This is a genomic window from Micromonospora sp. NPDC047812, assembly GCF_040704175.1.
Taxonomy (GTDB): domain Bacteria; phylum Actinomycetota; class Actinomycetes; order Mycobacteriales; family Micromonosporaceae; genus Micromonospora.
The window spans coordinates 259,678-283,795 of the sequence record NZ_JBEYRY010000004.1; the positions used below are offsets into that span (position 1 = coordinate 259,678).

Here is a 24,118-nt window from a genome sequence, read left to right on the forward strand (position 1 = left end):
CGACGGGGTGAAACGCCCGGCTCAGTCGGCGTCGAGCAGCCCGGCGAGGGTGGCGGCGTTGGTCTGCGCGTAGTCCCGGTAGCAGTTGTTGAGAAGCACGTGGGTCTCGCCGGTGGAGTCGGCCAGCTCGCGCAGCTTCGGCGCCCAGTCGCGCAGCTCCCGGTCGGTGTAGCGGTAGCCGAACTTCTCGTGGATGTCCTTGCTGGTCCACTTGTCGCTGTGCCCGTGGAAGCGGACCACCGCCAGGTCCGCGGTGGCGGCCAGCACCGGGGGCACCGACGAGCGGTGCCCCTGCGGCATGTCCACGCAGACGTACGCCAGCCGGTGCTCGCGCAGGAAGGCGAGGGTCTCCCCGGCGTTGTCGCCGTCGAACCAGGAGGCGTGCCGGAACTCGTAGACCGGACGCAGCGGGGCGCACCGCTTCGCCACCTCCAGCAGGTACTGCTTGTTGTCCCGCTTGATGGTGAACCAGGGCGGGAACTGGAACAGCAGTGCGCCGAGCTTGCCCGCCTCCACCAGCGGGTCCAGCGCGGCGAGGAAACGCGTCCACACCTCCTCGTACGCCTGCGGCGGCAGGTCGTCCGGGTACAGGTTCTTCTTCCCGGTGTCCGGCCGGAGGTCCTTGTAGAGCGCGCCGACCCGGGTCGGGTGCCCGGTGAGCAGGCTGAACGCCTTGACGTTGAAGGTGAAGCCGGCCGGGGTGCGCTCGGCCCACAGCCTCGCCGTCCGCTCGGCGGGCGGCGAGTAGTAGGTGGCGTCGACCTCGACCAGCGGGAACTGGCGGGCGTAGTACGCCAGCCGCTTCTCCGGGTTGTCGGCGGTCTGCGGATACCAGCCGGAGTCCAGCAACGTCCGGTCGGTCCAGGAGGCGGTGCCGACCTTGATCTCACCCATCAGTCGACCTCGCCGCGTTCCGGACCGACCGGCAACCGCTGACGGGGATCAGGCCGCCCGACGCTCCCGGTTCTGCTTGCACTGCACGCAGGTGGTGGCGGAAGGGAAGATCTCCAGCCGCTCGACGGGGATCGCCGAGGTGCAGCCCTCGCAGAAGCCGTAGGTGCCCTCCTCCAGCCGGGTGAGGGCGTGCTCGTACTGGGCGCGGCGGTCGAGGATGGTCCGCAGCAGGGACTGCGCGGTGTCCCGCTCCGCCGTCTTGGTGCCGCTGTCGGCCTGGTCGTCGCCGGCGGTGTCGCCCACCTCCACCAGCCGCAGCACCTGGCTCTGAAGCACCGCCTGCTCGTACTCCGCGGACAGCTCGTCGTAGCGGGCCTGCAGGGAGCGCCGGATCTGGTCGATCTCCGCCTGGGATCGGCCCGTACCGATCGTGTCGTGGACGAGCATCGCTGCCTGCCTTTCTGGCCTGAAGATCCGCCGGGGCACCGGTACGTGCGCCCAGCCCCGTGGTGGTCTGTGCGCGGGCGGATCACCCGCGCTCTGTGAGCCGGGCGAATACCCCGGCGGGCCGACGCTCAAACCGACGATTTTCCGCCTCCCCACGGCGTCAGGACGACACCGGGGACTCCACCAGCGCCGGGTGCCGGGGATCGTCGGCGCGGACCACGACGTCGGCGAACGAGGCCGGGGCGACCTCGTCGGCGTACCGGGCGAAGGCGGGCAGCGTCCACCGCTGCGCGGGGTCGGTGCGTCGGGCCAGAGCCGCCGGGGAGAGCACCAGGTGGACGGTGACGTCGAAGGGCAGGCCCCCGCCGAGCAGCAGCGCCCCGCTGACCAGCAGGACGCCCCCGGGCGGCAGGTCGACGTACGCGGCGCGGCTGGCCCGGTCGGCGGTGGCGTCCCACAGCGAGGGCAGCACCCGCCCCGAGCCGCCGGGCCCGGCCGGGTCGAGCACCTCCCGGCGCAGCCCCGGTTCGTCGACCCAGCCCTCGTAGAACGCGTCGGGGTTGGTCCGGCCGAACTCCAGGCGCACCGACGCGGGGCGGAGGAAGTCGGCGGCGCGCACGTGCAGGGCGGGCCGGCCGAGCGCGCGCAGCGGGTCGACCAGCGCGGCGGCGAGTTCGTCCGGGCCGGCCGCCGGCGCCCCGTCGACGGCCACCCGCAGCCGGCCGGGGGCGTCGGTGCCGGCGAGGCGCTCGGTCAGTTCGGCGACGAGCAGCTCCGGGGAGATGGGTCGTATCCGCATCCGACCATGGTGCCCCGCCGTCCGTCGCGGACGGGCCCGCCCGCACGGCTCGCGGCGGGCGACGTCGGCCACGGCGGGCGGTGGACGCAGCGGGCGGTGGTGACGCGGTCGGCCGCCGAGCGGCCAAGGAAGGCCGCCGCCCGCCCGTGTAGGGGCCGCCCGCCCGTGGAGGGCCCCCGTGCGGCCGCGTGGAGGGCCCGTGCGGCCGCGTGCGCGGTGGGCGCCAAGCGCGCGGTGGGCGCTAAGCGCGCGGTGGGCGGTGGGCCGCGTCAGCCGTTGCGGTCGATGGTGACGCGGGCGTCGTCGGCGAGCCGGTAGCCGACCCCGTAGACGGTGGTGACCAGCGGGACGTCGACGCCGACCTTGCCGCGCAGCCGGCGGACGTGCACGTCGACCGTGCGCACGCCGGCGTGCTCGTAGCCCCAGACCGCGTTGAGCAGCTGCAACCGCGTGAAGACCCGGCGGGGGTGGACGACGAGGTGCAGCAGCAGGTCGAACTCCAGCCGGGTCAGGGGCAGCGGCTCGCCGTCGCGCAGCACCGACCGGGACGACGCGAGGATGTGCAGGGTCGGGATGGTGGCGGCGACCGGGCGCGACGGCGCACGGCCGGCGGGCACCGGGTCGGGGCGGCGTTCCACGGTGGCGGTGATGATGGTGCCCTCGCCGCGTTCCAGCATCTCCCGGGCGGCCTCCAGCAGCCGTCGGGCGGGCGGGGTCAGCGACTCCTCGGATGCCAACGGGATGTTCAGGGTCACCGTGAGCATCGGTGCGGCGGTGTTGGCGGGGCGACGCTGGCCGCCCGGGGGTCGACCGGGCACAGCGGGCTGGGACGTATGCCATCCGGCGCGCGACGAGGCGGGGCTGACCGACATGGTCCTCCTTGGCTGGTCCGGGTATCTCCCCACGGCCCGGGACGCCGCTCCATCGATGCTTCCCGGCGCCCGGGCGAGGGTCAAGGGGCGGCTGCGTTGCATGAATGTGACAATTGACGAACGCATCGGAGCCGGATGCTCGCTCTGCGTACGAAGCCTGATGATTACAGCAGAGCCGCCGGGTTGACCCGATAGGGGGGTGCCCGCCCGGTTCACGGTGGTCGGCGCGGGTGCGCGGCGAATGGATGAACGTGGATCGGGTCGGCCCGTCGGAGGGCCGCGGGCACGCGACCGGGGTGGCGCGCGGCGTACCGGGGACGGGACGCCGGGCCCGGACACGGCGGCGCGGCGCGCCCGGGGCCGGGCACGCCGCGCGGGTGGCGCCGTCAGCGACTGCGCTCGATCTCGATGCGGGCCTCGTCGGCGAGGCGGTAGCCCACGCCGTAGACGGTGGTCACCACCGGCATGTCCGCGTCCAGCTTGGCCCGCAGCCGGCGGACGTGCACGTCGACGGTGCGCGCCACCGCGTGCTCGTAGCCCCACACCCGGCTCAGCAGCTGGAGCCGGGTGAACACCCGGCGGGGCTGCTCCGCCAGGAACAGCAGCAGGTCGTACTCGATGCGGGTCAGCGGGATCACGCGGGAGCCCTGGTGGACCACCCGCGAGTCGGTGGCGATCCGGATCGCGTGCGGGTCCACGATGGCCGGCACCGGCCGGGGCGCCGCCGGCCGGTGCTCGGCGACGCCGGGCCCCAGCCGCCCCTCCCCCGACTCGGCGAGTTCGCCGATCAGCTCCAGCAGCCGGGCCAGGCGGGGGCTCACCGGCCCCGGGGCGAGGTCGAGGGTGATGGTGACGGTCGGGGCGGAACGCGGTCGGACCGCCCCGATCCGCTCGGGGCGCGCGGTCGAATGGTGTCGGGTGGGGATGGCGACGACGGACATGGAGCCTCCTGCGGCGGCGGTGCCGCCACGCCCGGTGGAGCGTGACGGTCAGGACGGCGCCCGGCCGGCGGTCACCGGGGGCGCGGGGGTGGACGTGGGCTGCGGCGGGGTGGGGCCGAGCACGGGCAGGCCGGCGAGCCGCCAGGCGACGAAGCCGCCGACGACGTCCGTGGCGTGGCGCAGCCCGAGATCCTGGAGGGCGGCGGCGGCCAGCGACGAGGTGTAGCCCTCCTGGCAGATGACCATCACCCGCAGGTCGTAGCCGACGGCCTGGGGCAGCCGGGCCGGGCAGCGGGGGTCGAACCGCCACTCCAGCACGTTGCGTTCGATCACCAGCGAGCCGGGCACGGTGCCGTGGGCGGCCCGCTGGGCGGCCGGGCGGATGTCGACCAGCAGGGCGCCGCCCCGGTGCGCCAGGTGCGCGCGCTCCGGGTCCAGCCGGCCCAGCCGCGCCCGGGCGGCGGCCAGGATCTCGTCGATGCCCCGGGAGCCCGGCGGCGCCACCGGGGCCGGACACGCGTGCGGATCGTCGGTCTGCGGCATGGTCGTTCCCTCCACTGGTTGCTGACGGTTCACGTACGACGGCGGTCCGCCGGTGCGGGGCGGGCGGCGCGCAGGGGATGGCGGACGGCCCGGGCGGCCCCGCGTCGCGCTCACCAGGCGACTCCGGCCTCGGCCACCTCGGCGACGCGCAGCCGGCCGTCGGCGAGCTGGTAGCTGGTCATCCTGCGCAGCGCGGGCCGGTAGACGTGGACGCTCACCGCCGGCTCGTCGGCCCGGTTGGACACCAGGTGCACGTGCCGCGGGCCGAAACGACGGCCGGAGCCGGCCGGCAGCCGGTGCGGGCGGAGCACGCCCCCGTCGACCGTCTCCTCGGTCAGGACTCCGGAGACGACCAGGAAGGCGCCGCCGCAGCCGCCGTGGTCGTGCAGGTCGGTGCCCTGGCCGGGCAGCCAGCTCAACGCCCACACCTCGTGGTCGGGTTCGTGGGCGAGGCGGGCGTACCACCGGGAAACCGGATCGAAGCGCAGCGGCACCGGCCAGCGGGCGGGGTCGGCGGCCCACCGTCGGGCGGTGGCGAGCAGGTCGGGCGGGCGTCGGTCGGGCATGGCGGTCCTCGCGGTTCGGCGGTGCGTCGACCCAGCATAGGCTGCAAACCCTATTGGTTTAGTAGGCAATCCCAGGAACTGGGACGCGGTCAGCGGCGGACCGGCGGATCCACCCGGTAGCCGGGGACCGACGGCCAGCGCACCGTCAACACGACCGACTCGCGCTCGGCGTACCAGGAGTGGTCCACGCCCCGCCCCCACACCACGTAGTCGCCGGGCTCGGCGAGCACCACCGTCCGGTCCGGCAACTCGACCCGGAACCGGCCGCTGACCAGCACCAGCAGGGCTGTCCGCCGCTCCTGCGTGGCCCATCGGGAGCGCGCCTCCCCCGCCGGATGGACCCCCCACTTCACCTCGACGTCGGCACTGTGCCGGGCGTCGCCCCGGGGCATGAAGTGGCCGAGCAGCCAGCCGGCGTTCGTCGCTCCGTCCACACCCGCGTTGCCCACGTACACCCTGTCGTCCATCGACCCCTCCCCCAGCACGCCGGCCGAGCAACGTACCAGGCGGGCGTCCGACTAACCTGGACCGGTGAGTGAGGAACTCGACGCGGAGACGCTGGCGTTCGCGCACCGGATGTTCGACCTGGCCCGCGACGGGGCCACCGCCGAACTGGCCGACTACGTCGACGCGGGGCTGCCGGTCAACCTGACCAACGACAAGGGCGACACCCTGCTGATCCTGGCGGCGTACCACGCCCATGCCGAGACCGTCGGCGCGCTGCTCGCCCGCGGGGCCGACCACGCCCGGACCAACGACCGGGGCCAGACGGCGCTGGCCGCGGCCACCTTCCGCAGCAGCACCGAGGCCGTCCGGGCGCTGCTCGCCGCCGGGGCCGACCCGCACCACGGCAACCCGTCGGCGGTGGAGACCGCCACCTTCTTCGACCTGCCCGAGATGCTCGCGCTGCTGACCGCGCCGACCGCCTGAAGGCGACGCCCGGGTTGAAGGCGACGCCCGGCTGACCGCGACGCCCGGCGCGTCGGGCCCGCGCCCGGTATACAGGGTCGGTGGAGGATCCGCTGCCCGAACAGATGCGCACCGCCGCCACGGCGCTGCTGGCCGCGCTGGGCGAACCCGCCCGCGCCCAGGCCACCCACCGGTTCGACGACGAGGCGGCCCGCCGCTGGCTCGAGTACCGGCCGCGACCCCGGCCCGGGGTCTGCCTGGCCGACCTCGACCGCGCCGGGCGCAAGGCCGCGCACCGGCTGCTGGCCACCGCGCTGAGCCCTCCGGCGTACGCCCAGGCGATGGCCATCGTCGCGCTGGAGGAGGTGCTGGACCGGGCGGAGGGATGGCGTCGGGGCCGGCACAGCGGCGACTACTGGGTGGCCGTCTTCGGCGACCCGGCTCGCGACGACGCCTGGGCGTGGCGTCTGGAGGGGCACCACCTCTCGGTGAGCATGACCGTGGTGGCCGACCAGGTCTCCCCCGCGCCGATCTTCCTCGGCGCCAACCCCGCCACCGTCCGGCACGCCGGCCGCCCGGTCTCCCGGCCGCTGGGCGTGGAGGAGGACCTGGCCCGCGCCCTGCTGGACGCCATGGGCCCGGCGGACCGGGCGGCGGCGATCGTCGCCGACGAGGCGCCCGGGGACATCATCAGCGCCACCCGTCCCCGGGTGGACGGCCCGCTGGAGCCGCTCGGGGTGCCCGCCGACCGGCTCGGGCCCACCGGGCGGGCCCTGCTGGACCAGCTCGTGGCGCTCTACCTGGACCGGCTCCCACCGGAGCTGGCGGTCCGGGAGGCACGCCGGCTCGACTCCGGGCAGCTGCACTTCGCCTGGGCCGGCCCGACGGTGCCCGGCCGGCGCCACTACTACCGCGTACAGGGCGACGACCTGCTCATCGAGTACGACAACACCACCGACGACGGCAACCACGCGCACACCGTCCTGCGCCGCCCGGCCAGCGACTTCGGCGCGGACGTCCTGGCCGCCCACCACGCCGAATCACACCACCCCACCCCCTGACACGCCCCGCCGCCCTGACCGCCTCGATCATGCGGTCGTGGCGCCCCGCGAAAGGTGCGAACAGGCCGCTGTCGCCCACCACGACTGCATGATCGACGCCGCTAGGGGCGGGCGGGGCGGGGGCGGGCCAGGTCGACGGTGGCGTCGGAGACGTCGGCGAGGGCGTCGAAGGTGGTGGGCTCGGCGCGGCGGCCGGCGTCGAAGCGGCGGACCAGCCGGGCGCCCAGCGAGACGCCGACCGCGCCGACGCCCAGGGCCACCATCTCGGTGAGCAGCAGCACGACGGAGGCGCCCCGCTGCGGCGCGTCCGCGCGGACGAGGCAGGCGACCAGGAACAGCGCGGCCATCGCCACGTTCACCAGGTTGAAGGTGATCGCCGTACGGCGGGTCCGGTCGACCGGCACGTCCCACAGGTCGATCATGCCGGCCACGGCGGCCAGCGCGGCGGCGACCAGGGCGGCCACGGACGTCCAGTAGCCCACCTCGCCGAGGAAGGCCGGTCCGCCGAGCACGTCGGTCAGGTCGAACACGGTCGCGCTCACGAAGAGCCCGAACGGGAACGTCACCAGCATCGGTTGGATCGGGTGCCCCTGCACCCGCAGCCGGCTCTGCATGGTTTCCTCCCCAGGTAGGCACGCGTCACCAGTCCAGGGTGCTACCCGGGCGCCGGCACACCGAAACGACACGCGGCCCGCCGGCCCCGCGGGTCACGCGGGCCCCGGAGGTCACGCCGGCCACACCAGACGCCTTCGAGGGACTGTCGCTGATGGACCGGGTGATGACGGTCCCGCCGCCACCGGCCCGGACGGGCGGCGGACGGCCGGGGAGGGGGTTCAGTTGTCCCGGGGGCGCGACACGGTGGCGACCAGCCGGTCGGCCACCTCCCGCAGCGGGATGTCCAGCGACGAGGCCGCGCTGCGCAGCACGCCGAGGGCCTCCCCGGCCGCGCAGCCGCGCTGGGTCATGATCACGCCGATCGCCTGCCCGATCACCCCGTCGCCGAGCACCGAGGGGTCCAGTTCGCCGGCCTCGGCCGCCTTGCGTGCCCGGTCGCGGACCGCCGCGAGCAGCAGCCCGGCGTGCTCGGCGAGCAGCATCGCGGTGAGCTGGTGCCCCGGGGTGAGCAGGTCGGCGGCGCCGGCGTAGAGGTTGATCGCCCCGATCACCTGTTCGTCGACGTCGACCGGTGCGGAGATCACCCCGTGCACGCCCAGCTCCCGTGCGCGCGGCGTCCAGGCCGGCCAGCGCTCCTCGCGGTCCAGCCGGTCGGAGAGGGTCATCTCCCGCCGCCGGATCGCGTCCATCGCCGGCGAGTCGGGGCCGTGCCGCAGGTCGTCCAGACCCGCCAGGCGCGCGTCGGAGGCCGCCACCCCGGCCGGTTCGCCGGCGCGCAGCGCGGTGAAGCCGCACCAGCTCACGCCGACCACCGCCTCGCGGGCGGTACGCACCAGCGCGTCCAGCGCCTCGTCGAAGTCGTCGACCGCGATCAGCGCGGCCGTCAGCTCGCGCAGCAGGGCGGCGGTCTCCAGGACGCCGAGCCGCTCCACCGCCGGGTCCCACATCTCCAGGTTCACCGCTCCACTGCCCCCACCGTCCCGGCGCGCGCTCCCGCGCGGCCGACCGGCGCCGTCACCTGTTCCATCGTCTGGTCTCTCCCGACTCCTCGGACCCGGCCTACTACCCTCGCAAACCGGGGTCGAAACGGCGCAAAAGGGGGCCCCTTCCGGCACCCGAGGGCGCCGGGAAGGGGCCCGGAGCGTCAGCGCGACGCGGAGCTGAGCCGCCGCCCCACCGAGGCGATCAACCGGTCCAGCTCCGAGCCGAACGGGTTGTCGTGCACCAGGTAGGTCCAGGTCGCGCTCGGCCGCACCAGCTTCGCCTCGTCCGGCTCCCAGTCGTCCTCGAACTCGGTCTCCTCGAAGGTCTCGATCGTCCGCCGCTCGATCTCCGGGATCAGGTTGTTGAACGCCGGCACCGCCGCCCGGTGGAACTCGTCCAGCGGGTCGAGCCGGCCCAGGGCGCGCAGGTGCACGCCCTCGCGTACCTCGGACAGCTCCGCGAGGTGTTCCGTCCAGAGCCGGTCGAGGTGGTAGAGGGCGATCGAGCGGGCGACCCGGGCGAGCAGGTCCTCGTCCATCTCGCCGGCCTTCTCGGGCACCCGGTCGAGCAGCATCAGCGCCGCCACGTCGCTGGTGAGCAGCCGTTCCCGACGCTCCGCGAGGGCCTTGCGCTGCTGCTCGATGACGACGCTGTAGCGCCAGGTGTTGCGGTGGATCTCGTGGTTGACGCCCTCGGCGACCCGCTGGGCGTGCTCGACGGCGTACTCGACCTGGTCGTCGGTGACCAGGCCGTCGGCGTTCATCCGGGGCGAGGCGGGGACGGCGTCGCCGGCGTGCCGGACGACCAGGTCGTCCTCCAGGCTGACGAAGAAGACCGAGCCGCCGGGGTCGCCCTGCCGCCCGGCCCGGCCGCGCAACTGGTCGTCGACGCGCCGGCTGTCGTGCCGGCCGCTGCCGATCACGTAGAGGCCGCCCAGCTCGGCGACCCGGTCGCGGTCGGCCTGGTCGCTGCCGCCGAGCCGGATGTCCACGCCCCGGCCGGCCATCTGGGTGGAGACGGTCACCGCGCCGTACGCGCCGGCCTCGGCGATGATCGTCGCCTCCTCGTCGTCGTTCTTCGCGTTGAGCACCACGCAGGGCACCCCGGCGGCGTTCAGGCCGGCCGCCAGCCCCTCGGACTCCTTCACGTCCAGGGTGCCGACCAGCACCGGCCGCCCGCGCTCGTGGTGGCGCTTGATCTCGTCGACCAGCGCCTCCTCCTTCTCCGCCCGGGTGGCGTAGATGCGGTCCGGCTCGTCCTCGCGCACGCACGGGGTGTTCGGCGGGATCACCGCCACCTCGAGGTCGAAGAACTCCCGCAGCTGGTCGCCGACCAGCACCGCGGTCGCCGTCATGCCGCACACCTTGGGGTAGAGCGCGATGTACGCCTGCACGGCGATGGTGCCGAGCACCTCGCCCTCGGCGGTGGCGTCCAGCCCCTCCTTGGCCTCCACGGCCGCCTGGAGCCCGTCCGGCCAGCGGCGGCGCTGGGCGACCCGGCCCCGCATCTCGTCGATCAGCTCGACGGAGCCGTCGCGGACGATGTAGTCGACGTCGCGGTGCAGCAGGGCGTGCGCGTGCAGCGCCACGTTCACCGCGGACAGCTGCGCGACGTGCTCCTCGTCGTACAGGTCGATGCCGAGCTTGGCCTCGACGGCCGCCAGGCCGGCGGCGGTGAAGGCGACGCTGCGGCCGTCCTCGGCCACCGTGTAGTGCTTGCCCTTGCGCAGGCCCCGCACCTGCGCGGCGGCGGCGTGCACCGGGTCCTGCTCGCCGGCGACCGAGCCGGCGAGGACCATCGGCACCCGGGCCTCGTCGATGAGGATCGAGTCGGCCTCGTCGACGATCGCGGTGCGCAGCGGCGGCTGCACCCGGTCCTCCACGTCGGTGACGAGCTGGTCGCGCAGGTAGTCGAAGCCGGCCTCGCTGACCGAGACGTACGTGACGTCGCAGGCGTACGCGTCACGCCGCTCCTGCGGGGTGGACGCCTCGTTGACCCAGCCGACGGTCAGGCCGAGCAGGGTGTAGACCGGCTCCATCCAGAGGGCGTCGCGCCGGGCCAGGTAGTCGTTGACGGTGAGCACGTGCACCGGGCCGTTGCCCAGCCGGACGTGCCCGTAGGCGGCGATGGTCGCGGTGAGCGTCTTGCCCTCACCGGTGGCCATCTCGGCGACCTTGCCCGAGAGCAGCGCCATCGCGCCCAGCAGCTGCACGTCGTACGGCCGCTGGTCGAGGCCGCGGCGGGCGGCCTCGCGACCGATCGCGCAGATCTCCTCGTAGCCCGTGGCCTTGCCGGCGGCCTCGGTCAGCTCGGCGTCGTCGAGCGCCGACAGCTCGTCCTCGCGCGCCTCGACGGCCGGCAGCAGCTTCTCCAACGGCCCCAGGTCGACCGTCGTCCCCGGGCGCTGGAGGAACCGGCGGAACCTGGTCTTCAAGCGTTGCGACACACCCATGAGCGGCAACGGTACGCGACCGGAGCCCGCGTTGGCGGCCCGCCCGGCGCGCCGCCGCGCGGGTGTCGTCACCGGGCGGGTCGCGGGCGTGGACCGCTCAGCTCACCAGGAGCTGGTGGGTGGCCAGCTCACGGTAGAGCGGGCTGCTCCCGGTCAGCTCGTCGTGGGTGCCGGTGGCCGCCACCCGGCCGCCGTCGAGCACCACGATCTGGTCGGCGTCGACGACGGTGGAGAGGCGGTGCGCCACGATCAGCAGGGTGCGCCGGGCGGCCACCGCGTCGATGGCCCGGCGCAACGCGGCCTCGTTACGGGCGTCGAGGTTGCTGGTCGGCTCGTCGAGCAGCAGCACCGGCGGTCCGGCCAGCAGGGCGCGGGCGATCGCCAGCCGCTGCCGCTCGCCACCCGAGAGCAGCACCCCGCCCTCGCCCACCTGCACGTCCAGCCCCTCGGGGGCACGCTCGGCCAGGTGACCGAGGTTGACCTCGTCGAGCACCGCGCGCAGCCGGGCCTCGGTCGCCTCCGGCGCGCTGATCAGGAGGTTCTCCCGCAGCGTGCCGGCCAGCACGGGCGCGGACTGCTCGACGTAGCCGATCCGGGCGCGCAGCGCGTCGCGGGGCAGGTCCCGCACGTCGACCCCGTCGATGCGCAGCGCCCCCTCGGTGACCTCGTAGAAGCGCTCGACCAGCGCCAGCAGCGTCGACTTCCCGGCGCCCGACGGGCCGACCAGGGCGGTGCGGGTGCCGGCCGGCACGGTGAAGCTCACCTCGTGCAGCACCGGCGGCCCGCCGGGGTAGCCGAAGCCCACCCGGTCGAACTCGACGGACGCCGGGGCCCCGCCGGGCAGCGCCCGGGCCGGGGTGGTCGCGGGCCGGTCGGCCGCACCCTCCACCGGCACGGCGAGCATCTCCTCGATGCGCTGGAGCGCCCCCAGCCCGGTCTGCAACTGGGTGTACGCGTGCACGGCCTGTCCGAGCGGCAGGACCAGGAAGAACAGGAACATGATGAAGGCGACCAGGTCGCCGACGGTGATCGCGCCCGCCGCCACCCGCGCCCCGCCCACCCCGAGGACCAGCAGGAACGCCCCCTGGATGGTGACGCTGCTGGCCGGGCCGACGAACGCCTGCACCCGGGCCACCCGCAGGCCCGCCGCGTACGCCCGCGCGGCGCTGACGCCGATCGCGTCGGCCTCGCGCCGCTCCGCCCGGGCCGCGCGGATCGTCCGGGCGGCGGAGATGGCGCGCTCCACCGCCGAGGTCATCTCGCCGACGCGTTCCTGGGCGGCGCGGGCCAGGCCCCGCACCCGGTGGGCGAAGGCGACCGCGATGGCGATGCCGGCGGCCACCCCGAGCAGGGTCACCCCGAACAGCACCGGGTCGAGCAGGACCATCGCGCCCGCCGCGCCGAGCACCATCACGGCGCCGGTGACCACCTCGAACAGGCCGGAGGTGACCACGGCGCGCAGCAGGGTGGTGTCCGAGCCGACGCGGGAGAGCAGGTCGCCGGTGCGGCGGCGGTCGTACTCGGCGATCGGCAGCCGCAGCAGGTGGCCGGCCAGCCGCCGCCGGGTGCCCAGCACGACCCCCTCCGCCGTGCGTTGCAGCAGGTAGTCCCGCACCCCGCCGATCACCGCGGCCACCAGCACCAGGGCGACCAGCGCCGCGACCAACCCGGCCACGCCCCGGCTGCCGGAGAGCCCGTCCAGCACCGAGCGGGTGAGCAGCGGCTGTGTCAGTGAGGCTGCCGCGCCGGCCAGCGACAGCGCGCCCACCACGGCCAGGGTGCCGCGGTGGGCGCGCAGGTACGGCAGCAGGGCGGCGAGGCCGACCCGCCGGTCGTCCACGCCCCCGCCCGGACCGCCGGCGGCGGTCGGCACGGAGTCGTCGGCGGTCGTGACGGGAGCGGCTGCGGTCATGGCTGGAACGGTATCGGGCCGCGCCACCCGCCCGGGGCGACGCCCGACCTCAGACGGTCAGCACCACCTGGAGCTCCTGGCGGCGCCGCTCGGCGAGATCCGTCAGCAGGGTCGGCGCCTCCTCGAACGGCACCACCGCCGAGACGAGGTGCTTGCGGATCACGTCCCCGTACGCGCGCAGCAGGTCGATCGTCTCGGCGGAGAGGCGCTCGCGGTCCCAGGTGGGCGCGAGCCCGCGCGGCACCCGGCCGATCTGCGCGCACCGCAGCGACAGTCCGTTGTGGTGGAACTCCTCGCCGAACCGGACCGCGTCCGCGCCGGCCTGGTAGAAGGCCAGGTCGACCACCGTGCCCTGGGGGCGCAGCAGGCGCAGCGCGAGCTGCAACGCCCACGCCTGCCCCCGGCACTGGAACACCACGTCGGCGCCCCGGTCGCCGGGGCCGTGCGCCCACCGGGTCTTGAGCACCACCGCCGGGTCGTCGGCCTCCGGGTCGAGGGTCTCCAGGCCCAGCGCCTCGGCGACGGCCCGCCGCTGCGGTGTCGGGTCGAGCACCACCACCGAGGCGGCGCCGTGCCGCTTGGCGAACAGGGCGGTGAGCAGGGCCACCACTCCGCTGCCGACGACCGCGACCCGGCGGCCCCGCACCCCGTCGCCCAGCGACCGCACGTCGGCGCCGTGCAGGTCGGCGGCGGCGTGCAGCACCCCGTTGGCGCAGATCGGCCCCATGTGCGCGACGTAGACGCCGAGCAGCGGGTCGAGGTCCTCGGGCAGCGGCACGAACCGCTCGGCGACCGGGTCGGCGACCCAGCCGGTGCGGTGGCCGTACGTCATCGCGCCGACGGTGCCCACGGCGACGGCCGGCGTACGGCTCTCCACCACCCGGCCGACCTGCATGTAGCCCAGCCGGGTCACCGGGTACGGCGTGCTGGCCGCGCCCGGCTGGAAGAGCCCGAGGTCGGCGTTCCAGGTGACGTTGAGGTAGGGGTTGGTGCCCTTGACGTAGCTCAGTTCGGTGCCCGCTGAGACGCCGCTGAACAGCGTCTCCACCCGGAACGTGCCGTCGGTCAGCTCGGCGGCGTCCTGCTCGACCAGCTCCACCCGCCCCGGGCCGCTGACCACCACCACGCGGTCACGCATCGACGGTCACCCCCGTGGCGACCGGCGCGGCGGGCGCGTCCAGCCGTACGGGCCGGCCGGTGCGGGCGGAGTCGGCGACCGCGAGGGCGAGCCGCTGGGTGCCGAGGGCCTCGGCGTAGGGCACGCGGACGTCGTCGCCGACGCCCCGGACCGCGTCGACGAAGGCCCGGTCCACGGCCACCCGGGCGGCCTCGGGGTCGGCGTCGAAGCGGCGTTCGCCGTCGGCGTCGCGCACGACCAGTCCGTCCTCGCTGAGCGAGAGGGCCAGCCCGTCGGCGAGGATCTCCAGTCCGGCGCGGTGCTTCCAACCGAGCACGCAGGCGGCGGTGAGCGTGCCGACCGCACCGCCGGCGAAGCGCAGCGTCGCGGTGGTCACGGAGTCGATGTCGGCGCCGTCGACGGGCGGTGGGGTGCCGTTGCCGTACGCGGTGACCTCGGTGGCCTCGCCGACCAGGCACCGGATGAGGTCCAGCACGTGGGCGGCCTGCTCGACCACCGGGCCGCCGGAGCGGGCCTGCTGCGACCACCAGGCCACCGGGGGCACCTTGTCCCACCACGCGCCGCTGACCATCCGCACCGGACGGTCGCCGAGCAGCTCCCGGGCCTGCTGCACCACCGGCAGGTACCGCCAGTGGTGCCCGACGCCGGTGAGCAGCCCCCGCCGGGCCACCAGGTCGGCGATCCGCTCGGCGGTCACCAGGTCCACGGCGACCGGCTTCTCCACGAACATCGGCACCCCGGCGGCGACGACCGCCTCCTCGGCCGGTCCGTGGGCGAACGGCGGCACGCAGACGTAGACCGCGTCCGGCCCGGCGGCCAGCAGCTCGTCGACGTCGCCGAAGGTGCGGGCCCCGTGCGCCCGCGCCAGTTCCGCCGCCGCCTCCGGCACCACGTCGGTCACCCCGAGCAGTTCCACGTCCGCGAAGCCGCCCAACACCCGGGCGTGGCGTTGCGCCACCCCGCCGGCCCCAACCAGTCCCACCCGGCACGTGCGCATGAAGAGCCCCTTCGCCACAGTTTCGCGTTCGACACTGCACTCCCCCCGCGTGGACGCAACCAAACGTTCACCAGGGCGGAACCCGGTCACGTCGCTGTCGTGATCAAGCTGTTAGGCATGCTGCGGTTAGCGCGAGCGCGGTAGTGGGAAAAACAGGGAAGGTTTCTTTCCGCCACGATCTGGGGGTGCCTGTGCGGAACACGGAAACGATGGTGTCACCGGTGGTGGAGGCGTGGGCCACCTACCGCACCACGTCGGCGGGTGACTGGCCGGCGCGGCGCCTGATCCGCGCCAAGGGCGACAGCAGGGTCAGCGTGGTCCTGCCGGCCCGCAACGAGGAGGCGACGGTCGGCGCGATCGTGTCGACGATCCGCGAGCACCTGATGGAACGGGTGGCGCTGGTCGACGAGCTGATCGTGGTGGACTCCCGGTCCACCGACCGCACCGCCAAGGTGGCCCGCGCCGCCGGCGCGGAGGTGGTCAGCCAGGACGCGATGACCCGGGGCCTGCCCCGGCTGACGGGCAAGGGCGACGCGCTGTGGGCGGGCCTGGCCGCGGCCGAGGGTGACGTCGTGGCGTTCATCGACGCCGACCTGCGCGAGTTCCGCCCGCACTTCGTGACCGGGCTGATCGGTCCCCTGCTGACCGATCCCTCGGTGGACTTCGTGAAGGGCTTCTACCACCGCCCGCTGGTCGGGGCGTCGAGCGTGGAGGCCGACGGCGGCGGGCGGGTGACGGAGCTGATGGCACGGCCGATGCTCAATCTGTTCTGGCCCGAGCTGGCGGGCTTCGTGCAACCCTTGGCCGGCGAGTACGCCGGCCGCCGGGAGGTGCTGGAGCGGGTGCCGTTCGTCTCCGGCTACGGGGTCGAGACGGCGATGCTCATCGACCTGCTCGAGCTGGTCGGGCTGGACGCGCTGGCCCAGGTGGACCTGGGCGAGCGCAAGCACCGCCACCAGGACACCGCCGCGCTGGGCCGGATGTCGGCCCAGATCATGCTCACCGCCTGGTCGCGGTTGCAGCGGCGCGGCTGGGCGGCACCGGGCGCGATGCCCGCCGCCCTGCTGACCCAGTTCCGGCGCGGCGGCTCCGACGCCCTGCCGAACCTGGACCGGGAGATCGTCGTCAGCGACGTCTCCGTCGAGGAGCGGCCGCCCCTGGCCGAGCTGCGGCACCGGATCCCCCGCCGACGGGTCGCCGCGGCGTGACCACGCGACCCCCCGTGACCGTGTACGACCGGGCGCGGACGGCCCAGGCCCCCGCCGAGGGAAGGAATCCCGCATGAGCCTCACCGTCCTGATGAACGCCGGTCCGTGGCTGTCCGTGCCGCCGCCCGGCTACGGCGGCATCGAGAACGTGATCGCGACGCTGGTGCCGGAGCTGCGCCGCCTCGGCGTCCGGGTGGTGCTCGCGTCGGTCGACAGCAGCACCCTCCCGGTCGACGAGAAGTTCTCCGTCTTCCCCGACGGGCAGTTCCACGCCCTGCAACGGCCGTACAACCAGGTCTGCGGCATCTCGCAGGCGCACCTGAACGGGGTGGTGCGCGCGCTGCACTCGCGCGACGACATCGACCTGGTGCACGACCACGTGGAGGCGGTCGGCCTGGCGACGCTCGCCGCGATGGGCCCGGACGCCCCGCCGGCCCTGCACACGCTGCACTGGGACCTCGCCAAGCACCCGGCGCTCTACGGCAACGTCGACGGCGGCGACCGGGTCCGGGTCAACGGGGTCTCCGCCTCGCAGCTGGCCCGCGCGCCCCGGGCGTTGCGCGAGCACTCGGTGGGCCACGTGCACCTGTCCACCCCGCTCGCCGTCGACGCGGACCGTCGGCCCCGGGCGGAGAAGGGCGACTACCTGATCATCCTGGGCCGGATCAACCCGGGCAAGGGTCAGGACGTGGGCGCGCGCCTCGCCCAGCGGGTGGGGGTGCCGCTGGTGCTCGCCGGGCCTGTCGGCCCGTACCACCGGCCGGAGGACCTGGCCGCGGCCGGGGACGAGGCCCGGCAGAACCCGGACGTCCGGTTCTTCTACGACGAGGTGGCGCCGCACGTCGACGGCGACCTGGTCCGCTGGGTGGGCACCGTGGCCGGGCAGGAACGCGACGACCTGCTGGCCGGCGCCCGGGCCTCGCTGTTCCCGTTGCGCTGGGAGGAGCCGGGCGGCACGGCGGTGGTCGAGTCGCTGGCCCTGGGCACGCCGGTGGTGGCCACCGCCCGGGGCTGCCTGCCCGAGCTGATCGAGCACGGCCGCACCGGCCTGCTCACCACCGACGAGGAGGAACTGGGCGACCTGCTGCTGGCCGCAAGCCTGCTGGATCCGGACGAGTGCCGACGCGAGGCCGCCGTCCGCTTCACCCCCGCGGTGATGGCCGAGAAGTACGTGGGTCTCTACGAGCGGGTCCGGCAGCTCGCCGCCGCCCCGCGCCTGCAACCGGCCTGACCGGCGATACGCGTCCCGGGGCCGGCCCGCCGTCACGGTGGGCCGGCCCCGTTCCGTGCCGGTGCCCGGATCGGGTGGATCGGGGCGATCGCCCGACGGCGGGGTTTGGCGGTGGGAGCAGCGGGAAGGCGCCATCCGCTCAGCGTTCCCGCACAGTGAGGAGACTGCGGTGACCGGTCCCATGGCGCGCTCCCGCGCCCGGCACAACCCGGCTGACGGCAGGGCTCCCGTCCGGCGGGCCGCCACCGCCGTGGCGGTGGTCTTCCTCCTGGTCGGCGTGCTCGGCTTCGTGCCGGGCATCACGAGCAACTTCGGCGACCTGCGCTTCGCCGGGCACGACTCCGAGGCCAGGTTGCTCGGCCTGTTCCAGGTCTCGGTGCTGCACAACATCGTCCACCTGCTCTTCGGGGTGGCGGGGCTGCTGCTGGCCCGCACCGTCACGGGCGCGCGGACGTACCTCGTCGGCGGCGGCGCGATCTACCTGGTGCTCTGGCTCTACGGCCTGGTGATCGACCACGACAGCGCGGCCAACTTCATTCCGGTCAACAACGCCGACAACTGGCTGCACCTGTTCCTCGGCCTGGGCATGATCGCGCTCGGCATCCTGACCACGCGGGACCGCACCCGACGATGACGCACCGTGACCGGTCGGGGCGCGACGCCCCGGCCGGTCCGTTTGACCTCCGCGCGTCCGGGTAATTCGCAGATCCCCGACGACGCGAAACGAGGACTCCCGATGCCGAGCCGGATCACCTGCGAGGTGCACGACGAGTCGCCGGTGACCGTCGTGCGCCTTCGTGGCGACCTCGACCTCGGCACGATGCGCGCGGTGCACGACGCGCTGGACGGCTGCCTCGCCAGCCAGCCCGACGCGCTCGTGGTCGACCTCACCGACGTCACCATCCGTGACCGGCTCGCCCTCTCGGTCTTCGCCGCCATCGCCCGTCGGGCGGCCGGCTGGCCGGCGGTGCCCGTCGTGCTGTGCGCCCCGCCGGGCGAGGCGGCGACCTGGCTGGCCCAGTCGACCGCCTGCCGGGTGGTGCCCGTGCGCTGCGACTGCGACGAGGCGACCCGGGTGGCGAACGCGGCGGCGGCGCCCCGGCTGCGGGCCCGGCTCGAACCGGTGGCGGAGGCCTGCCGGCGGGCGCGGGAACTGGTCACCGACGCGTGCGCCCGCTGGAACCTGCCGGAGACCGTCGGGCCGGCGTCGCTGGTGCTCAGCGAGCTGGTCGGCAACGTCGTCCGGCACGCCGGCACGCCGATGCAGGTGACGCTGACCCTGCGCCGGCCGTACCTGCACGTGGTGGTCGCCGACGGCAGCCGGACCGCGGTCCGGGCCGGCGCCGCCGACCTGCGGTCCGAGGGCGGCCGGGGGCTGATGCTCGTCCGCGAGACGGCCCAGCGGTGGGGCAGCGCCCCGGCCGGCGACGGAAAGGTCGTCTGGGCCATACTGCCCGCGAATTGACCGAATTTACCACTCTCGCCTGAATAACCGCTGTCGCCTGGTTTCATGGGATGAGGGGCGGGTAGCCGCGCCGTCCTATCTGTCGTCTGGCGGGGTGAGAGTCACATGCCCAAGCGGGTAACCACGGAACCACGCGACCGAGGACCGGCGATCCTGGCACCGGCACGCTTCGGCGGCTACCCCGGGCCGCTGCGCAAGGCGCTCCCCGGCGGCAAACTGACCCGGTTCCTGGCCACCACCGACCACAAGCAGATCGGCCTGCTCTACCTGCTGACCTCGTTCGGCTTCTTCCTGGTCGCCGGGATCCAGGCGATGCTGATGCGGGCCGAACTGGCCCGGCCCGGCATGCAGATCCTCTCCTCCGAGCAGTACAACCAGCTCTTCACCTCGCACGGCGCGGTCATGCTGCTGCTGTTCGCCACCCCGGCGGCGTTCGGGTTCGCCAACTACATCGTGCCGATCCAGATCGGCGCCCCGGACGTGTCGTTCCCCCGGCTCAACGCCCTCGCGTACTGGCTCTACCTGTTCGGCGGCCTGATGGTGATCGGCGGCTTCCTCACCCCGGGCGGATCGGCCGACTTCGGGTGGACCGCGTACTCGCCGCTGAGCAGCCAGGAGCACTCCCCCGGCGTCGGCGCCAACATGTGGGTGATCGGCCTGGTGGTCTCGGGACTGGGCACCATCCTCGGGGCGGTCAACCTCATCACGACGATCCTCACCCTGCGCGCGCCCGGCATGACCATGTTCCGGATGCCGATCTTCACCTGGAACATGCTGTTCACCAGCGTGCTGGTCATCCTGGTCTTCCCGCTGCTCGCCGCCGCGCTGCTGGCGCTCGCCGCGGACCGGCTGCTCAACGCCCACGTCTACGACCCCATGACCGCCGGCCCGATGCTCTACCAGCACCTCTTCTGGTTCTTCGGCCATCCCGAGGTCTACATCATCGCGATCCCGTTCTTCGGCATCATCACCGAGATCATCCCCGTCTTCGCCCGCAAGCCGATCTTCGGCTACACGGGCCTGGTGCTCGCCACCATCGCGATCACCGTGCTGTCGATGACCGTGTGGGCGCACCACATGTTCGCCACCGGCCAGGTGCTGCTGCCGTTCTTCAGCATCCTGAGCTACCTGATCGCGGTGCCCACCGGGGTGAAGTTCTTCAACTGGATCGGCACGATGTGGAAGGGGCAGATCACCTTCGAGACGCCGATGCTCTTCGCCATCGGCTTCCTGGTCACCTTCCTCTTCGGCGGCCTCACCGGGGTGCTGCTGGCCAGCCCGCCGGCGGACTGGCACACCCACGACACGTACTTCGTCGTCGGGCACTTCCACTACGTGCTGTTCGGCACGGTGGTCTTCGCGCTCTTCGGCGGCTTCTACTTCTGGTGGCCGAAGATGACCGGGCGGCTGCTGGACGACCGCCTCGGCAAGGCCCACTTCTGGACCATGTTCCTCGGCTTCCACGGCACCTTCCTCGTCCAGCACTGGCTGGGCAACGAGGGCATGCCCCGCCGGTACGCCGACTACCTGCCCAGCGACGGGTTCACCACCCTGAACACCATCTCCAGCATCTCCGCCTTCGTGCTCGGCGCGTCCACGCTCTTCTTCATGTGGAACGCCTGGAAGTCCTGGCGCTACGGGGCGATGGTGAACGTCGACGACCCCTGGGGCTTCGGCAACTCGCTGGAGTGGGCCACCACCTGCCCGCCGCCGCTGCGCAACTTCGACCGGATGCCCCGCATCCGCTCGGAGCGCCCCGCCTTCGACGCCAAGTACGGCCCGCTCGTCGCCGACCTCGGTCGGGACCTGCCCCAGCGCAGCACCAAGCCGCCGCAGGACTTCCGCGACGAGCTGCACCGCGAGAAGCACGTGCCCGAGGCGCCGGCCGCCGAGGGGGCGCACGGCGCGCGGGAGGCCGCCGCGTACCAGCCGGCGGCGCAGTCCGGGGCCCGGCCGGTGGACGTCCCCGAGCCGGACGACATCCGTCGGCCCAGCTTCGAGCAGACCGACGAGCCGGAGGAGACCCGCCTCGGCGCCGACCGGGAGCCGCAGGCCAACGACCGCTGGCGGCACCCGCGCGGGCCCGGCGACACCCCCGAGCGCTGAGCGGGCGTACGCGCGGAGAAGGGCCGGCACCCGCGGGGTGCCGGCCCTCTCCCATGTGGTCAGCCCTCGCGGGCCGCCGCCAGGCCCGCCGCCGTGAGCGAGCGGCGCACGGCCGGCTGGACGCGGGTCAGCCGCAGCGGGACCCCCGTGCGGGCGGCGGCCTCGCGGCCCGCCATCAGCGCGGCGATGCCGCCGGCGTCGAAGCCCCCGGCGCCCACCAGGTCGACCACCACCTCGGCGGGCTGCCCGGTCACCGCCTCCAGCATCGCCCGGCGCAGCTGGTCCGCGCCGTCCCGGTCGACCTCCCCGCCGACCTCCACGACCACCCGGTCGCCGTTGTGCCGCACCGAGATCCGGGTCTTCGCCGGCTCCGACTCGGCGGCCCCGCTCTGCCACGGCGGCGGGGCGTCGGCGAGCATCGCCTGGCGCAGCCAGGTCAGCGCCCGCGACAGCAGCCGGGAGACGTGCATCTGGGAGATGCCGAAGCGGGCGGCGATCTCCGCCTGGGTCTGGTTGCCGTAGAAGCGCATGGCCAGGATGCGCCGCTCCCGCCAGGGCAGCCGGTGCAGCAGCCCGCTGACCGTCACCCGGTCGTCGACGGACTCCAGCGCGTTGTCGGACTCGCCGACCAGGTCGCCGAACTCGGCCGAGCTCTCCCCGCCGACGGGGGCGTTCAGCGAGGCCGGGCTGTAGCCGGCGGCCGACTCCAGCGCGGCGAGGATCTCCTCCTGCGGCGTCTCCAGCCGCTCCGCCAGCTCGGCCACCGTCGGGGCCCGGGACAGCTCGCTGGTCAGCGCGGAGGTCGCCTGCCCGACCTCCAGGATCAGGTCGCGCAGCCGGCGCGGCACGTGCACGCCCCAGGTCCGGTCGCGGAAGTGCCGCTTGATCTCGCCGACGATGGTGATGGCCGCGTACGCGGTGAAGGAGCCCCGCTCCGGGTCGTACCGGTCGACGGCGTTGACCAGGCCCAGCCGGGCGACCTGCTCCAGGTCCTCCAGCGGCTCGCCCCGCCCCCGGTAACGGCGGGCCAGCCGGCCCGCGAACGGCAGGGCGAAGCGGACCAGGTCGTCACGTGCCTCCTGGCGTCGTTCGGGCGGTAGGCCCTCGATCCGGGCCGCGTACGCCAGTGCGGCCGCATCGAGGTCCTCCAGGCCCCGATCGGTCGGAGGTGGTGTGGTCGTGGTGGTCTGTCCGAACATCCGCGCCTCCCTCAGGAAGGTCCCCCGCCCGGATTCAGGAAACCGGTCGTGCGCGCGCGTGGTCGCACCACGCCCGGGCCGGAAAATGGGTCACATGACTGGGATGTCAGCGGGCGACGGCGCCACGCCGGACGGCGTGATCAGGCCGTCGCAGCCAGCGGTGTTCCCGCTCCGTAGGTACTCAATCACGGGACCCGGGGTTCGCGAGGATGTTTCGAAAGGGCCGACTCAACAGAGCAGTAACCCCTGGTGACCGCCGCCGTCGCGCAGCGCCGCGAGGGCCTCGGGGACGGTCATCGGCGGCGGCGTCGGCAGGTCGTACGGCTGCGCCCGCAGCACCTCCGTCGCCCGGCGGGTGGGCACCGAGGTGATCGGGTAGCCGCGCGCCGAGGTGCGGTCCAGCGCCCGCCGGCGGCGCCCGAAGCCGGCGACGGCCAGCCACTGCGGCAGCCCGGCCAGCGCCGGCGACCGCAGGCCGGGCGGCTCGGGGAGCACGTCCACCGAGCTGAACGGCTCGCTCCCGGCGAGCCACCACTCCACCCCCTCCACGCTGCGCCGGGTGGCGTTCTCGCACCAGTACGGCACCATGCCGGCGCGCACCACCTGCCACGGGTCGAGCAGCCGGCCGCACTCCACCACCAGCCGGTCACCGGTCTTGCCGGCCGCGCGCAGCCAACGCCGGTACAGGTCGGCGGTCGCGGCGCTGAGCGCCTCCGGCCGCGGCACGAGGACCCGGTGCAGCGGGTGGCCGTGCCCGGCGGTCCACGCCTGGACGCCGGCCTCGAAACCGGACTCCACGCCGTGTTCCGCCGGCTCGGGCGGCGCGGCGACCTCCGGCGGCTCCCAGTGCGCGCCGTCCCCGCCGGCCGAGCGGAGCACCTGGCGCAGGGCGTGGCTGTCCGGGTGGAAGTCGACCGGGTCGAGGCCGCTGCCCGGGCAGCCGACCTGGAAGCTGTGCCCCGGGGCGGAGTCGAACACCGGCCAGGTGCGGGCGTCGCGCAGCAGCAGCACCGGGGCGCCGGGCTCCAGCCGGTCGGCCAGGAACCGCGCGTACGCGGCCGGCAGGGACCGCCACCGGGCCGCCAGCGACACCGTGGCGCCGGCCAGCGCGCCCCGGCTGGCGGGGCAGTGCACCTGCCGGACGTGCAGGTCGGCGTTGCCGCCGAGCAGGCGCGCGGTGAGCGCGGCGCCGTGGTCCAGGGCGGCCTGCGGCCGGTCGACGGCGCCCTGCGCCCAGTGCACGGTCATCTCGAACCCGGCCGGCAGCCAGGGCACGCCGAGCGCCATCGCCAGGTGCGCGAGCGCGCCGTGCGGGGAGCCGATCAGGGCGCCCGGGTAGCGGCGGCGCGGGTACTGGTCGGCGAACCAGCGGGCGACCCGGCCCGCGTCGACCTCGGCGGTCTGGCCGGGGGTGAGCGCCACCCGCCCGGCCGCCCGGATCAGCGCCGCCCGGCGCACCGGCTCGGGCGCGCCGACGAACCGCGACAGCGGTCCCGGGTGTCCCGGGTGTCCGAGGTCGGCGCAGTCGGTGCCGCGCAGCGCCCGCGCGGTGGCGGCCACCAGGACCCGCGCGGCGCTGCCGGCGGCCACGACCCGGTCGCCCGCCAGCCCGGCACCGTCGGCCGTGAGCCCCTTGCGCACCTTGGGCCCCGGCTCCACCTTGCCTCGTTCGCTCACCACGCGGCCCGGCTTCCCGTCCCGATGGGGTTCAAACGGGGCATCCCCCACCGGGCGGGAGTAATCAGAAGATCCCGGGCGGGCCGCCGCCGAGCCGCCGAA

The 24,118-nt window shown here is 74.6% G+C and carries 23 protein-coding genes; 7 read left to right on the plus strand and 16 right to left on the minus strand.

Annotated features, from left to right (window positions below; all coding sequences use genetic code 11):
• Nucleotides 1–21 precede the first annotated feature (21 nt).
• The 8 genes from AB0883_RS19015 to AB0883_RS19050 form a co-directional block, all read right to left on the minus strand.
• Nucleotides 22–894: a DUF72 domain-containing protein gene (locus AB0883_RS19015; RefSeq protein ID WP_366642468.1), complete on the minus strand. Its 873-nt coding sequence runs from the start codon at nucleotides 892–894 to the stop codon at nucleotides 22–24.
• A gap of 48 nt (nucleotides 895–942) precedes the next feature.
• Nucleotides 943–1,341 (minus strand): TraR/DksA C4-type zinc finger protein, encoded by a 399-nt coding sequence (locus AB0883_RS19020; RefSeq protein ID WP_089000644.1) that lies wholly within the window; start codon nucleotides 1,339–1,341, stop codon nucleotides 943–945.
• Nucleotides 1,342–1,501: 160 nt separating this feature from the next.
• Nucleotides 1,502–2,140 (minus strand): uridine kinase, encoded by a 639-nt coding sequence (locus tag AB0883_RS19025; protein WP_366642469.1) that lies wholly within the window; start codon nucleotides 2,138–2,140, stop codon nucleotides 1,502–1,504.
• 269 nt (nucleotides 2,141–2,409) lie between these two features.
• Nucleotides 2,410–3,012 carry a winged helix-turn-helix domain-containing protein gene (locus tag AB0883_RS19030; RefSeq protein ID WP_366642470.1) on the minus strand — a complete coding sequence of 201 codons (603 nt, stop codon included), beginning with the start codon at nucleotides 3,010–3,012 and terminating at the stop codon, nucleotides 2,410–2,412.
• A gap of 386 nt (nucleotides 3,013–3,398) precedes the next feature.
• Complete coding sequence (locus tag AB0883_RS19035) at nucleotides 3,399–3,953, minus strand: winged helix-turn-helix domain-containing protein (protein ID WP_366642471.1); 555 nt, start codon at nucleotides 3,951–3,953, stop codon at nucleotides 3,399–3,401.
• A gap of 48 nt (nucleotides 3,954–4,001) precedes the next feature.
• Nucleotides 4,002–4,496, minus strand: coding sequence for a rhodanese-like domain-containing protein (locus tag AB0883_RS19040; protein ID WP_366642472.1), 495 nt, complete (start codon nucleotides 4,494–4,496; stop codon nucleotides 4,002–4,004).
• 110 nt (nucleotides 4,497–4,606) lie between these two features.
• On the minus strand, nucleotides 4,607–5,062 hold the full coding sequence (locus tag AB0883_RS19045; protein WP_366642473.1) for a cysteine dioxygenase family protein: 456 nt from the start codon (nucleotides 5,060–5,062) through the stop codon (nucleotides 4,607–4,609).
• An 89-nt stretch (nucleotides 5,063–5,151) separates the two neighbouring features.
• Nucleotides 5,152–5,529, minus strand: a complete 378-nt coding sequence (locus tag AB0883_RS19050; RefSeq protein WP_366642474.1) for a signal peptidase I — start codon at nucleotides 5,527–5,529, stop codon at nucleotides 5,152–5,154.
• A gap of 64 nt (nucleotides 5,530–5,593) precedes the next feature.
• Here AB0883_RS19050 and AB0883_RS19055 point away from each other — a divergent pair, with 64 nt between their 5' ends.
• On the plus strand, nucleotides 5,594–5,992 hold the full coding sequence (locus AB0883_RS19055) for an ankyrin repeat domain-containing protein (RefSeq protein ID WP_121397937.1): 399 nt from the start codon (nucleotides 5,594–5,596) through the stop codon (nucleotides 5,990–5,992).
• 80 nt (nucleotides 5,993–6,072) lie between these two features.
• Entirely contained in the window at nucleotides 6,073–7,032 is a 960-nt protein-coding gene (locus AB0883_RS19060) for a DUF3500 domain-containing protein (protein ID WP_366642475.1), read from the plus strand.
• 101 nt (nucleotides 7,033–7,133) lie between these two features.
• On the opposite strand, the gene AB0883_RS19065 is transcribed toward AB0883_RS19060, so the two are convergent.
• From AB0883_RS19065 to AB0883_RS19090, 6 genes are all read right to left on the minus strand, one after another.
• Nucleotides 7,134–7,646 carry a DUF2231 domain-containing protein gene (locus tag AB0883_RS19065; RefSeq protein WP_366642476.1) on the minus strand — a complete coding sequence of 171 codons (513 nt, stop codon included), beginning with the start codon at nucleotides 7,644–7,646 and terminating at the stop codon, nucleotides 7,134–7,136.
• 219 nt (nucleotides 7,647–7,865) lie between these two features.
• Nucleotides 7,866–8,606: a GAF and ANTAR domain-containing protein gene (locus AB0883_RS19070; protein WP_366642477.1), complete on the minus strand. Its 741-nt coding sequence runs from the start codon at nucleotides 8,604–8,606 to the stop codon at nucleotides 7,866–7,868.
• A 185-nt stretch (nucleotides 8,607–8,791) separates the two neighbouring features.
• Nucleotides 8,792–11,083: an accessory Sec system translocase SecA2 gene (secA2, locus tag AB0883_RS19075; RefSeq protein WP_366642478.1), complete on the minus strand. Its 2,292-nt coding sequence runs from the start codon at nucleotides 11,081–11,083 to the stop codon at nucleotides 8,792–8,794.
• Between the two features lie 97 nt (nucleotides 11,084–11,180).
• Complete coding sequence (locus AB0883_RS19080; protein ID WP_366642479.1) at nucleotides 11,181–12,995, minus strand: ABC transporter ATP-binding protein; 1,815 nt, start codon at nucleotides 12,993–12,995, stop codon at nucleotides 11,181–11,183.
• Nucleotides 12,996–13,044: 49 nt separating this feature from the next.
• A complete protein-coding gene (locus AB0883_RS19085; protein WP_366642481.1) occupies nucleotides 13,045–14,133 on the minus strand; it encodes a zinc-binding alcohol dehydrogenase in 1,089 nt (362 codons plus the stop codon).
• Nucleotides 14,126–15,130 (minus strand): Gfo/Idh/MocA family oxidoreductase, encoded by a 1,005-nt coding sequence (locus AB0883_RS19090; RefSeq protein WP_366642482.1) that lies wholly within the window; start codon nucleotides 15,128–15,130, stop codon nucleotides 14,126–14,128. Before AB0883_RS19090 ends, AB0883_RS19085 begins: the two co-directional genes overlap by 8 nt.
• 191 nt (nucleotides 15,131–15,321) lie before the next feature.
• Between AB0883_RS19090 and AB0883_RS19095 the strand changes: the two genes are divergently transcribed.
• From AB0883_RS19095 to ctaD, 5 genes are all read left to right on the plus strand, one after another.
• Nucleotides 15,322–16,338: a glucosyl-3-phosphoglycerate synthase gene (locus AB0883_RS19095; protein WP_366642483.1), complete on the plus strand. Its 1,017-nt coding sequence runs from the start codon at nucleotides 15,322–15,324 to the stop codon at nucleotides 16,336–16,338.
• 73 nt (nucleotides 16,339–16,411) lie between these two features.
• Complete coding sequence (locus AB0883_RS19100) at nucleotides 16,412–17,569, plus strand: glycosyltransferase (RefSeq protein ID WP_366642484.1); 1,158 nt, start codon at nucleotides 16,412–16,414, stop codon at nucleotides 17,567–17,569.
• A 181-nt stretch (nucleotides 17,570–17,750) separates the two neighbouring features.
• Nucleotides 17,751–18,203, plus strand: coding sequence for a DUF4383 domain-containing protein (locus AB0883_RS19105; RefSeq protein ID WP_366642658.1), 453 nt, complete (start codon nucleotides 17,751–17,753; stop codon nucleotides 18,201–18,203).
• Between the two features lie 102 nt (nucleotides 18,204–18,305).
• The gene (locus AB0883_RS19110) at nucleotides 18,306–19,034 is read left to right on the plus strand and encodes an ATP-binding protein (RefSeq protein WP_366642485.1); all 729 of its coding nucleotides are present in this window, start codon (nucleotides 18,306–18,308) and stop codon (nucleotides 19,032–19,034) included.
• Nucleotides 19,035–19,139: 105 nt separating this feature from the next.
• Nucleotides 19,140–21,140 carry a cytochrome c oxidase subunit I gene (gene ctaD, locus AB0883_RS19115; RefSeq protein WP_366642486.1) on the plus strand — a complete coding sequence of 667 codons (2,001 nt, stop codon included), beginning with the start codon at nucleotides 19,140–19,142 and terminating at the stop codon, nucleotides 21,138–21,140.
• 59 nt (nucleotides 21,141–21,199) lie between these two features.
• On the opposite strand, the gene AB0883_RS19120 is transcribed toward ctaD, so the two are convergent.
• Nucleotides 21,200–22,339, minus strand: a complete 1,140-nt coding sequence (locus AB0883_RS19120; protein ID WP_366642487.1) for a SigB/SigF/SigG family RNA polymerase sigma factor — start codon at nucleotides 22,337–22,339, stop codon at nucleotides 21,200–21,202.
• 228 nt (nucleotides 22,340–22,567) lie between these two features.
• Entirely contained in the window at nucleotides 22,568–23,980 is a 1,413-nt protein-coding gene (locus AB0883_RS19125) for a hypothetical protein (RefSeq protein ID WP_366642659.1), read from the minus strand.
• Nucleotides 23,981–24,118 lie beyond the last annotated feature (138 nt).

Bases quoted from the DNA above. Each gene is read 5' to 3' on its own strand.
- AB0883_RS19015 (WP_366642468.1), bottom strand. From the start codon at position 894: ATGGGTGAGATCAAGGTCGGCACCGCCTCCTGGACCGACCGGACGTTG.
- AB0883_RS19020 (WP_089000644.1), bottom strand. From the start codon at position 1,341: ATGCTCGTCCACGACACGATCGGTACGGGCCGATCCCAGGCGGAGATC.
- AB0883_RS19025 (WP_366642469.1), bottom strand. From the start codon at position 2,140: ATGCGGATACGACCCATCTCCCCGGAGCTGCTCGTCGCCGAACTGACC.
- AB0883_RS19030 (WP_366642470.1), bottom strand. From the start codon at position 3,012: ATGTCGGTCAGCCCCGCCTCGTCGCGCGCCGGATGGCATACGTCCCAG.
- AB0883_RS19035 (WP_366642471.1), bottom strand. From the start codon at position 3,953: ATGTCCGTCGTCGCCATCCCCACCCGACACCATTCGACCGCGCGCCCC.
- AB0883_RS19040 (WP_366642472.1), bottom strand. From the start codon at position 4,496: ATGCCGCAGACCGACGATCCGCACGCGTGTCCGGCCCCGGTGGCGCCG.
- AB0883_RS19045 (WP_366642473.1), bottom strand. From the start codon at position 5,062: ATGCCCGACCGACGCCCGCCCGACCTGCTCGCCACCGCCCGACGGTGG.
- AB0883_RS19050 (WP_366642474.1), bottom strand. From the start codon at position 5,529: ATGGACGACAGGGTGTACGTGGGCAACGCGGGTGTGGACGGAGCGACG.
- AB0883_RS19065 (WP_366642476.1), bottom strand. From the start codon at position 7,646: ATGCAGAGCCGGCTGCGGGTGCAGGGGCACCCGATCCAACCGATGCTG.
- secA2 (WP_366642478.1), bottom strand. From the start codon at position 11,083: ATGGGTGTGTCGCAACGCTTGAAGACCAGGTTCCGCCGGTTCCTCCAG.
- AB0883_RS19080 (WP_366642479.1), bottom strand. From the start codon at position 12,995: ATGACCGCAGCCGCTCCCGTCACGACCGCCGACGACTCCGTGCCGACC.
- AB0883_RS19085 (WP_366642481.1), bottom strand. From the start codon at position 14,133: ATGCGTGACCGCGTGGTGGTGGTCAGCGGCCCGGGGCGGGTGGAGCTG.
- AB0883_RS19090 (WP_366642482.1), bottom strand. From the start codon at position 15,130: ATGCGCACGTGCCGGGTGGGACTGGTTGGGGCCGGCGGGGTGGCGCAA.
- AB0883_RS19100 (WP_366642484.1), top strand. From the start codon at position 16,412: ATGAGCCTCACCGTCCTGATGAACGCCGGTCCGTGGCTGTCCGTGCCG.
- AB0883_RS19105 (WP_366642658.1), top strand. From the start codon at position 17,751: ATGGCGCGCTCCCGCGCCCGGCACAACCCGGCTGACGGCAGGGCTCCC.
- AB0883_RS19110 (WP_366642485.1), top strand. From the start codon at position 18,306: ATGCCGAGCCGGATCACCTGCGAGGTGCACGACGAGTCGCCGGTGACC.
- ctaD (WP_366642486.1), top strand. From the start codon at position 19,140: ATGCCCAAGCGGGTAACCACGGAACCACGCGACCGAGGACCGGCGATC.
- AB0883_RS19120 (WP_366642487.1), bottom strand. From the start codon at position 22,339: ATGTTCGGACAGACCACCACGACCACACCACCTCCGACCGATCGGGGC.